At 65.5% G+C, this 10,028-nt stretch carries 9 protein-coding genes; 4 read left to right on the top strand and 5 right to left on the bottom strand.

Going from position 1 to position 10,028, the window contains the following annotated elements; translation table 11 throughout:
• Positions 1–66: 66 nt before the first annotated feature.
• On the bottom strand, positions 67–2,604 hold the full coding sequence (gene gyrB, locus NSE01_RS11035) for a DNA topoisomerase (ATP-hydrolyzing) subunit B (RefSeq protein ID WP_147159636.1): 2,538 nt from the start codon (positions 2,602–2,604) through the stop codon (positions 67–69).
• A gap of 163 nt (positions 2,605–2,767) precedes the next feature.
• Between gyrB and NSE01_RS11030 the strand changes: the two genes are divergently transcribed.
• Positions 2,768–4,198 (top strand): M20/M25/M40 family metallo-hydrolase, encoded by a 1,431-nt coding sequence (locus NSE01_RS11030; RefSeq protein WP_147159635.1) that lies wholly within the window; start codon positions 2,768–2,770, stop codon positions 4,196–4,198.
• 236 nt (positions 4,199–4,434) lie between these two features.
• Complete coding sequence (locus NSE01_RS11025) at positions 4,435–5,073, top strand: HNH endonuclease (protein WP_147159634.1); 639 nt, start codon at positions 4,435–4,437, stop codon at positions 5,071–5,073.
• A gap of 6 nt (positions 5,074–5,079) precedes the next feature.
• On the opposite strand, the gene NSE01_RS11020 is transcribed toward NSE01_RS11025, so the two are convergent.
• The 3 genes from NSE01_RS11020 to NSE01_RS11010 all read right to left on the bottom strand — a co-directional run bounded on the left by NSE01_RS11020 (position 5,080) and on the right by NSE01_RS11010 (position 8,466).
• The gene (locus tag NSE01_RS11020) at positions 5,080–6,090 is read right to left on the bottom strand and encodes an NAD(P)H-dependent flavin oxidoreductase (RefSeq protein ID WP_147159633.1); all 1,011 of its coding nucleotides are present in this window, start codon (positions 6,088–6,090) and stop codon (positions 5,080–5,082) included.
• A 262-nt stretch (positions 6,091–6,352) separates the two neighbouring features.
• Positions 6,353–7,099, bottom strand: a complete 747-nt coding sequence (locus NSE01_RS11015) for an NAD(P)H-dependent oxidoreductase (RefSeq protein WP_281289499.1) — start codon at positions 7,097–7,099, stop codon at positions 6,353–6,355.
• Between the two features lie 110 nt (positions 7,100–7,209).
• Positions 7,210–8,466 carry an aspartate kinase gene (locus NSE01_RS11010; RefSeq protein WP_147159631.1) on the bottom strand — a complete coding sequence of 419 codons (1,257 nt, stop codon included), beginning with the start codon at positions 8,464–8,466 and terminating at the stop codon, positions 7,210–7,212.
• A 69-nt stretch (positions 8,467–8,535) separates the two neighbouring features.
• Here NSE01_RS11010 and ubiG point away from each other — a divergent pair, with 69 nt between their 5' ends.
• Positions 8,536–9,285: a bifunctional 2-polyprenyl-6-hydroxyphenol methylase/3-demethylubiquinol 3-O-methyltransferase UbiG gene (gene ubiG / locus NSE01_RS11005; RefSeq protein WP_147159630.1), complete on the top strand. Its 750-nt coding sequence runs from the start codon at positions 8,536–8,538 to the stop codon at positions 9,283–9,285.
• The gene (locus tag NSE01_RS11000; protein WP_147159629.1) at positions 9,285–9,470 is read left to right on the top strand and encodes a hypothetical protein; all 186 of its coding nucleotides are present in this window, start codon (positions 9,285–9,287) and stop codon (positions 9,468–9,470) included. The genes ubiG and NSE01_RS11000 overlap by 1 nt, the downstream gene beginning before the upstream one ends.
• Before the next feature lie 153 nt (positions 9,471–9,623).
• Here the strand turns inward: NSE01_RS11000 and NSE01_RS10995 are convergent, their stop codons facing one another.
• Positions 9,624–10,028 carry an acyl-CoA thioesterase gene (locus NSE01_RS10995; protein ID WP_147159628.1) on the bottom strand — a complete coding sequence of 135 codons (405 nt, stop codon included), beginning with the start codon at positions 10,026–10,028 and terminating at the stop codon, positions 9,624–9,626.

Below are 10,028 nucleotides of genomic sequence, written 5' to 3'. Positions count from 1 at the left end.
CTCGTGGGTGGCCGGGCGGGGGAGCGGGCCGGTGCCGCATCTGTTTCGGTTTCACCGAAACAGCCATCAAACGTCCAGGTTCGCCACGTTGAGCGCGTTTTCCTGAATGAAATCGCGGCGCGGCTCGACCACATCGCCCATCAGGCGCGTGAAGATCTCGTCGGTCACGTCGGCGTCTTCCATCTTCACCTGCAGCAGCGAGCGCTGAGTGGGATCGAGCGTGGTCTCCCACAGCTGATCGGCGTTCATCTCGCCCAGCCCCTTGTAGCGCGAGATGGAGAGGCCCTTGCGGCCCGCCGCCAGCACTTGCGCGAGGAGTTCGGACGGCCGGGTGATCCCTGCGCCTTCCTTCGCTGCGGGACGCACCGGCGCTGCCGCCTCGCCCTCAGCCTCGGCCTCCTCGGTCACAATTTCCGGCTCCGGCTCGGCAGCAGCCGCGCTGCTGCGCACCAGCCGGGCGGGGCTTTCGTAAACCTCCGCATGCTCACCCGCGAGCCGCGCCAGCTTGCGCGCCTCGGCGCTGGAAAGGAAACCGGCCTCGATCGTGTGGTTGTCGGTCACCCCGCGCCACAGCCGTTCGATCTGGAAGCTGCCATCGGCCGCCACGCGCGCCGTCCAGCGCGCCTCGCGCTCGCCGCGGTCCATCCAGCGCACGCTGGCGGCCAGCGCGGCCTCACGCGCCTCTGCCGTCAGTTCGGGATCGAGCGCGCCAGCCAGCGCCAGCGCCTCGATGATCGTGGGATCATAGCGCTTGGGCGCAAAGGCCATCAGGTTGCGCAGGCGCAGCGCATGCTCGACCAGACCCGCGAGATCCGCCCCGCTGCGCGCGCCGCCCGCCGTTTCCAGCATGCGGCCCGCCAGCCCCGCCTCGACCAGATAGCGATCGAGCGCCGGGCCGTCCTTGAGGTAGACCTCGCTCCGCCCCTTCGCCACCTTGTAGAGCGGCGGCTGCGCGATGAAGAGGTGCCCCTCGCGGATGATTTCCGGCATCTGGCGGTGGAAGAACGTGAGCAGCAGCGTGCGGATATGCGCGCCGTCCACGTCGGCGTCGGTCATGATGACGATCTTGTGATAGCGCAGCTTGGCAAGGTTGAACTCGTCGCGGATGCCGGTGCCCATCGCCTGGATCAGCGTGCCCACTTCCTTCGAGCCGATGATCCGGTCGAACCGCGCGCGCTCCACGTTGAGGATCTTGCCCTTCAACGGCAGGATCGCCTGGAAGTGCCGATCACGCCCCTGCTTGGCCGAACCGCCTGCCGAATCGCCCTCGACGAGGAACAGTTCGCACTTCGAAGGATCGCGCTCCTGGCAGTCGGCCAGCTTGCCGGGCAGGCTGGCGATATCCATCGCGCCCTTGCGCCGGGTCAGCTCGCGCGCCTTCTTGGCGGCCTCGCGTGCGGCGGCGGCGTCGATCACCTTCTGGATGACGGCGCGGGCGTGGGCGGGGTTTTCCTCCAGCCATTCGCTCATCTTGTCCGCCATCAGCGCCTCGAGCGGCTGGCGCACTTCGGAGCTGACCAGCTTGTCCTTGGTCTGGCTCGAAAACTTCGGGTCCGGCAGTTTGACCGACACGATCGCCGTCAGCCCCTCGCGCATGTCATCGCCGGTGAGCGAAACCTTCTCCTTCTTCAGCATACCCGAACGGTCCGCATAGCCGTTCAGCGTCCGCGTCAGTGCCGCACGAAACGCGGCCAAGTGCGTGCCGCCATCGCGCTGGGGGATGTTGTTGGTGAAGGTGAGGACGTTCTCGTAATAGCTGTCGTTCCACTGCAGCGCGACATCGATGCCCACGCCATCGCGCTCGGCGCTGATCGCGATCGGCTCGGGCATCAAGGGCTGCTTGTTGCGATCGAGGTATTTCACGAAGGCCGCGATGCCGCCGATGTAATAGAGATCGTGTTCCTTCACCTCTTCGTGGCGCTTGTCGCGCAGCAGGATGCGCACGCCGGAATTGAGGAACGCGAGCTCGCGGTAGCGGTGCTCCAGCTTGTCGAAATCGAACTCAAGCACGTTCTTGAAGGTATCGTGGCTGGCGAAGAAGGTCACGCGCGTGCCCTTTTTCACGCCGCCCTTGCCGTCCGCCGGAGCCGGGCCGTTCACCTTGAGCGGGCCAACAGCATCGCCATGCTCGAAGCGCATCCAGTGCTCCTGACCGTCGCGCCAGATCGTGAGCTCGAGCCATTCGGACAGCGCGTTCACGACCGAGACGCCGACGCCGTGGAGGCCGCCCGAAACCTTGTAGGCGTTGTCGTCGCTGGTGTTCTCGAACTTCCCGCCCGCGTGGAGCTGGGTCATGATCACTTCGGCGGCGGAAACGCCTTCCTCGGCGTGGATGCCGGTGGGAATGCCCCGCCCGTTATCCTCGACCGAAACCGAACCGTCGGGGTTCAGTTCGATCAGCACCAGATCGCAATGCCCCGCCAGCGCCTCGTCGATCGCGTTGTCGGAAACCTCGAACACCATGTGGTGCAGGCCCGAACCATCGTCAGTATCGCCGATATACATTCCGGGGCGCTTGCGGACGGCATCGAGCCCCCGCAGAACCTTGATGGAATCGGCGCCATATTCGTTGGCGTTGGGGATGTTTTCGTTCGTACTGGCCATCCTGCCGACATAGGCATTCGGCGGCAATTTCCCAAGCGAATCCGCCCCGTTTTGCACAAGGGAGAGCCCCTTTTCACGCCTCGCACCGCGGGGGGCTGGCACCAGCCGCGCAATCGTGCTGAAACATGCCCCACAACCTTCAAGACAAAGGACTATTCGCCCCATGCGCAAGCTGCTGACCGGCGTCATTTCCGCCGCCATGCTTTCGTCGCCGGCCCTCGCCGCGCCCGCCGCCAAGGCCGATCCCTACGGCGGCGAGGAAGCGTTCCGCAGCCTCTACAAGGAACTCGTCGAGACCAACACGACGCTTTCTTCCGGCAGCTGCACCCTAGCGGCAGAGCGCATGGCGGCGCGGCTCAAGACCGCCGGTTTCACCGATGATCAGCTGACGATCTTCGCGACGCCCGAGAAGCCCAAGGAAGGCGGCCTTGTCGCCGTTATGCCCGGCACTTCGAAGACCGAAAAGCCGATCCTGCTCCTCGCCCACCTCGATGTGGTCGAAGCCAAGCGCGAGGACTGGGTGCGCGATCCCTTCACGCTGATCGAGGAGAACGGTTACTTCTACGCCCGCGGCACGGCGGACGACAAGGCGATGGCTGCCGCGTGGGTCGATACGCTGATCCGCTTCAAGCAGGAAGGCTTCAAGCCCAAGCGCACGCTCAAGCTGGCGCTGACTTGCGGCGAGGAGACGACTTACGCGTTCAACGGGGCCGAATGGCTGGCGAACAACAAGCGCGATCTGATCGACGCGGCCTATGCGCTCAACGAAGGCGGCGGCGGGCGCACCGATGGCAAGGGCGTGTCCGAAGGCGGCAAGATCGTCGTGGAATCGATCCAGGTCGGCGAAAAGGGCGTGCAGAACTACCGCCTCGAAACGCGCAATCCGGGCGGGCACAGCTCCACCCCGGTTCGCGAGAACGCGATCTACGAACTCGCCGCCGCGCTGGTGAAGCTCCAGAACTACGATTTCAAGCTCGAGCTTTCGGACACCACCCGCGCGTTCTTCGCCAAGGCCGGTGCTGTGCGCAGCGATGCGATGGGCAAGGCCATGCAGGCCATCGCCGCCAATCCGGCGGACACGGCGGCCGAGGCCGTGCTCAACACCGATCGCAGCTTCCATTCGATGCTGCGCACGACTTGCGTCGCCACGCTGCTCGATGGCGGCCATGCCAACAACGCGCTGCCGCAGCGCGCCGGCGCCAACATCAACTGCCGCATCTTCCCCGGCCATTCGGTGGAGGAAGTGCAAAAGGAGCTTCAGGACGTCATCGCCGATACCGGCGTGACCGTCACGCTCGCCCCGCCGCTACGTCCGCTCGCCAAGACGCCGCCGCTCGATCCGGCGATCATCGGCCCGATGGAGAAACTCGCCGCCAAGTACTTCCCCGGCGTGCCGGTGGTGCCCACGATGTCGACCGGCGCGACCGACGGCATCTTCCTCGCAGCGGTCGGCATCCCGACCTACGGCGTGCCCGGCGCATGGGGCAACCCTGACGGCAACGGCGTCCACGGCCTCAACGAACGCATGGAGGTCAAGGCCATCATGACCGGCCGCGCCTATCTCTACGAACTCGTGAAGGCCTACACGAAGTAATCACCGCGCTGTAATCGTTCGCTTTAGCCGAATTGATCCACACCCTGTCCACAGGTCCATGCACCTGTGGACAGGATTTCACGCGTCCCCTTGACGCATGACTCGCGCCTGTGTTCTTTTCTGCGCATGCGTCACGAAGCGGTCATCCGCATCCCCCACATCGCACTCCGAAGGCGCCTTGCTTCGCCTCCGGGCGGGGATTCTGGCGTTCACCAGCAAAAGGGCCGGACGGGAGCATGCTTCATAAGGCGCTGATCGAGCGGGCGGCGGATGCCAAGCCCCACAGCGGAAGTCCCCATGTCGAGGGGGCCGCCTTCCTCGGGCATGACCGCCATCTCTCGAATTGCCCGGCGCTGGTGCTCAATGCCGATTACACCCCGCTCAGCTACTACCCGCTAAGCCTCTGGCCCTGGCAGACCGCGATCAAGGCGGTGTTTCTCGAACGGGTCGATATCGTCGCAACCTATGACCGCGAGGTGCACAGCGCCTCGCTGGACATGAAGATCCCATCGGTCATCGCGCTGCGCCAGTATGTCCGGCCAAGCGAGTTTCCCGCCTTCACGCGCTTCAACCTGTTCCTGCGTGACAAGTTCCAGTGCCAGTATTGCGGCTGCCCGGATCACCTCACCTTCGACCACGTCGTGCCGCGCCGCCTCGGCGGGCGCACCACGTGGGAAAACGTCGTCGCCGCCTGCGCGCCCTGCAACATGCGCAAGGGCGGGCGCACCCCGGCGCAGGCCGCGATGCGCCTCATCACCGAACCGATCCGGCCGACTTCGTGGCACCTGCAGGAGCGCGGCCGGCTGTTCCCGCCGGGCCACCTCCACGAAAGCTGGCGCGACTGGCTGTATTGGGACGTCGAACTGGAAGGCTGATCGCCCTCAGCGCTCGGCGAGCGCGGCTTCGCAATCGCCCATCAGCTCGGCCATGATTGCCGCGACGGGTTCTTCCTTCGTCACCATGCCGACAGATTGGCCGGCCATGACCGAGCCGCGCTCGACATCGCCATCGATCACCGCACGGCGCAGCGCGCCAGCCCAGAAGTGCTCGATCTCGAGCTGCGCTTCGCCCATATCGACCACGCCTTGGTCCAGCCGCCGGGCGACTTCGATCTGCTTGGCGTTGAATTCCTCGCTGCCCTTGTTGCGCAGCGCACGCACCGGGATCACCGGCAGGCGCGGATCGATCTGCACGCTCGCCACGGCATCGCGCGCATTGGCGCGGAAGAACGCCGCCTTGAACGCGGGGTGCGCGATGGACTCCGTCGCGCAGGCAAAGCGGGTGCCAAGCTGCACGCCGCTCGCGCCCATCTCGAGGTAGCTCGCGATCATCTCGCCGCGGCCGATGCCGCCCGCCACGAACACGATGTGGTCCTTGGCCAGCGAGGGCAGGAATTCCTGCGCCAGCACCGAAGTCGAAACCGGGCCGATATGCCCGCCCGCTTCCGAACCTTCGATCACCAGCGCATCGGCGCCCGAACGGAACAGCTTCTTCGCCAGCGCCAGCGTCGGCGCGAACACCAGCACCTTGGCGCCAAACGCCTTGATCGCTTCGACCGCGCCCTTGGGCGGAATGCCGCCCGCCAGCACGACATGGCCGACCTTGTGCCGCGCGCAGACCTCGATCAGATCGAACAGGCGCGGGTGCATGGTGATGAGGTTCACGCCGAAAGGCTTGCTCGTCAGCGCCGCCGTCGCGGTGATTTCGGCGTCGAGCAGTTCGGGCGTCATCGCTCCGCAGGCAATCACGCCGAACCCGCCGGCATTGCTGATCGCGGCCACGAGATTGCGCTCGGAAACCCAGCTCATCGCGCCGCACAGGATCGCATGCTCGGTTCCCAGGAATTCCGCACCGCGGCGCATCAGGGCATCGGTCTTGGGAGTAGCGCTCATTCGTGTTCGATCCTGATCAAAAATTTCGGCGCGCTTTAAGGATGGTTCGTGGCGGTAACAAGGCGGGATGTGCGCCGGGTGATCGCCTTTTCCGATTTCTGAATACAGGTCTTCTCGTTTCACCGATAACCGTACAGCGCGTAGAAAGGCGGCATCAGGTAGTCTCCCTTCACCTGGATAAGCCGAGAGCCGAGGCATCAAGCCCGGCCCCGGGTCGCGGATTCGCCTTCCGGTTCCCGCAAGGGTGCCGGAAGGCGGGTCTTTATCCCGCCGTTCGCCGGACGAACCGGTCGAAGTCATCCGAAGCGACCGTTGGCAGCGCCGGGCGCTCTGCAATTCCTGCGATGGCCGCCTGATATTCAGTGAGCAGCAACCGCCGCCCCGTCAGGTCCAGCCGCCCGGGGCCGTAGGCGACAAAGGGTTCCAGCACGGTGAACCCGACGAAGTTCAGCACCCCGTGGTGGACCGGGTGGACGATGTCCGCCATCGGTCCGTAAATCCCGTCGGTGCTGTAGGCTTCAGGCGGACCGCCGACACTGAACGAGAGCATCGCGCGCTTTCCGGCAAAGCGCCCCCGATCGAACCAGCGCCCGCCGCCATAAGCGAAATCGAGCGCGAAAACCCGGTCGATCCAGCCCTTCATGATCGCGGGCATGCCCATCCACCACAGCGGAAACTGGAAGATCACCAGATCGGCCCGGGCCAGCTTCGCCATCTCGCGCGCAAGATCAGGGGCAAAGCTGGCACCGCCCACCGCGGCGCGCTCCTCCACATGCTGATCAAAGCGCGCATCGCTGGCCGTGGTCAGGAAATTGCGGCGATCCGAAACGGGATCGAACGCCTGAGCATAAAGATCGGTCACCTCGACCACGTGCCCCGCCCCGGTCAGCGCAGCAGTTGCGGTCTGCGCCATCGCGTGGCTGAAGCTGGTCGGCTCGGGATGCGCGACGACGATCAGCGCATGCAGCGCGCGCGGCGCCTCGGCACCGTGGTGGGAAGAATGCGTCACGCCGGTAGTCCTGTCGCGAATGGCCCGCCTGCCCCTCCGGCAGGTCATCACCATTCGCAGCCGCAGGGCCGCCGCGTTACAGCAAACTCAAAATAAATCCGGTCCGGACCTCAGGCCGCGTCCAGCCCATAGGCAGTGTGCAGCACGCGCACGGCCAGTTCCACTTCGTCCGCATCGATCAGCACCGAGACCTTGATCTCGCTGGTCGAAATCGCCTGGATATTGATGCCCCGGTCCGCCAGCGCCTTGAACATGGTCGAGGCGACGCCCGCATGGCTGCGCATACCCACGCCCACCACCGAGACCTTTGCCACCTTGCTGTCCGCGATCATGCGGTAGTAGCCGATCGTGTCCTTGCGCTCTTCGAGCAGCGCCTGCGTGCGGGCGAGGTCCGCCTGCGGGCAGGTGAAGGTCACGTCGGTCTCGCCCTTGTCCTTGGCGATGTTCTGGATGATCATGTCGACGTTGATGTTCGCCTCGGCGAGCGGGCCGAAGATCGCCGCCACCGCACCGGGACGGTCCGCGACGCGGGTCAGCGTCACCTTGGCCTCGTTCTTGTCGGCGGCTATGCCGGTGATCAGCTGGCGTTCCATGTCAGTTCCTTCAAGTTCTTCGTCGCTCACGATCATCGTGCCGGGGATGCTGTCGGCCGGCGGGGCACTCTCGTCGATGAACGAGGAGAGTACCTGCACGCGCACCCCTTCCTTCATCGCGAGGCTGACCGAGCGGGTCTGCAGCACCTTCGATCCGACCGAGGCGAGCTCGAGCATTTCCTCGTAGGTCACGTACTTCAGCTTGCGCGCCTTGGCCACGATGCGCGGATCGGTGGTGTAGACGCCGTCGACATCGGTGTAGATGTCGCAGCGGTCTGCCTGAATGGCCGCCGCCACCGCAACCGCCGACGTATCCGAACCGCCCCGGCCCAGCGTCGTCACGCGGCCATCGGGATCGAGGCCCTGAAAGCCCGGAATCACCGCGATCTCGCCCGCTGCCATCGAGGCAAGCAGCGCGTCCGATGTGATATCCTCGATTCGCGCGGCGGCATGGGCGTCGTCAGTCTTAACCGGCAGCTGCCAGCCGAGCCACGAGCGCGCCTTGCAGCCCAGCGCCTGAAGATGCAGCGCGAGCAGGCCCGAAGTGACCTGTTCGCCCGCCGCCACGACGACATCGTACTCGGCGCGGTCGTAAAGCGCGTTGGCCTCGCGGCAGAAGGTCACCAGCCGGTCGGTTTCGCCCGCCATGGCCGAAACCACGACAGCGACTTCATGCCCCGCTTCCTGCTGGCGCTTGACGATGCCGGCCACGCGGCGGATGCGCTCGGTTCCGGCCATCGAAGTGCCGCCGAATTTCATCACGATCCGGGCCACGCTTGCTCCCCTAAAGGTTTCCCCTCGCGGCCCCTCGACCGCGCGGACGCGGCGCTTTAGAGTCGGCGAATGAGCATTGCAACAACTGGCGCGACGATCAGGCCCGAAGAAGCCGCCCATTTTGGCAAGCTGGCGGCCGAATGGTGGGATCCCAAAGGCAGCTCGGCCATGCTGCACAAGCTCAACCCGGTGCGGCTCGGCTTCCTCCGCGAAGCCATCGATTCGCATTTCGGCAGCGATCCGAAGGGGCTGCGGCCCCTCAGCGGCAAGTCCGCGCTCGATGTCGGCTGCGGCGCCGGACTGCTGGCCGAACCCCTCGCGCGGATGGGTGCTGCCGTCACGGCGGTCGATGCGGCGGAAGAGAACATCGCGGCAGCCAAGGCCCACGCCGCAGCGGGCGGCCTCGCCATCGACTACCGCCACGGCGAACTCGCCGCGCTCGGTCTCGGCACGTTCGACCTCGTCACCTCGATGGAAGTGATCGAACACGTGGCAGACAAGGCCGCGTTCATCGCCGCCCTCGTGGCACGAGTTGCGGACGGCGGCCTGCTCGTCCTCTCCACCCCCAACCGCACGACGCCATCGCGCCTGCTGCTCGTCGGCGCGGCGGAGGGCTTCGGCATGGTGCCGAAGGGCACGCACCACTGGGACGATTTCATCACGCCGCTCGAACTCAGCGACCTGCTGGCGGATGCGGGCTTTGCCATGGGCAATCCGAGAGGCATTTCGTGGAGCCCGCTGAAGGGCCTGCATCTCTCGGACGATCTCGCGCTCAACTACATCGTCACGGCGCGCAAGGCCGATGGGGGAAATATCTGATGGCCACCGGCAAGGTTTTCGAACGGCACAAGCAGGCCTGGACGACGGACGAAGTGCAAAAGCTGCACATGCTTGCCAAGAAGGGCATGGCGCTCAAAGGCCTCGCCAAGGCCCTCACCCGCAGCGAGGAGTCGATCAAGATCCGCGCGAAGGCAGACGGTCTGGAAATCGCGAAGCTGCGCTGAACTTATCCCTTCGTCATCTCCTCGATACGCCCCTCGTCATCCCCGCGATACGCCCCTCGTCATCCCCGCGAAGGCGGGGATCCAGGGCCACGCAGCGCCACGCCGCGCTGGATTCCCGCCTGCGCGGGAATGACGAGGCATTTGGGAGCGCCCCTATTGCGCAGAAGGCAGAAACTTCTCCACCAGTTCCCGCGCCAATCGCGCCGGGCGCAAGGTCGCCGCATCAAGGCAGCACCAGCTCGATTTCACTTCGGCCAGCACGACTTCCCCGCGCTTGATGATCGTCTCGTAGAACGCCCGCGCGCCCTGCACGCGCTCGAGAATCACGTGCGCGATCACCGGATCGTTGAGGAAGGTCGGGCGGCGATAGGTGATGTTGTGGTTGGTCGCGACCCACACATGGTCGGCAATCGCCTGCGCCGGGGCAAACGCCCGCCAATGGCCGATCACCGCATCCTGCACCCACTTGAGGTAGGAGGCGTTGTTGACGTGCCCCATGAAGTCGATGTCCGAGGGATCGACGGTGATCGCGAAGGCGAAGGGAGGCGTAGTATTCAC

Origin of the sequence: Novosphingobium sediminis, assembly GCF_007991615.1 — a bacterium.
Classification (GTDB): Bacteria; Pseudomonadota; Alphaproteobacteria; order Sphingomonadales; family Sphingomonadaceae; genus Novosphingobium; species Novosphingobium sediminis.
This window is presented reverse-complemented; position numbering and strand designations above follow the sequence as displayed.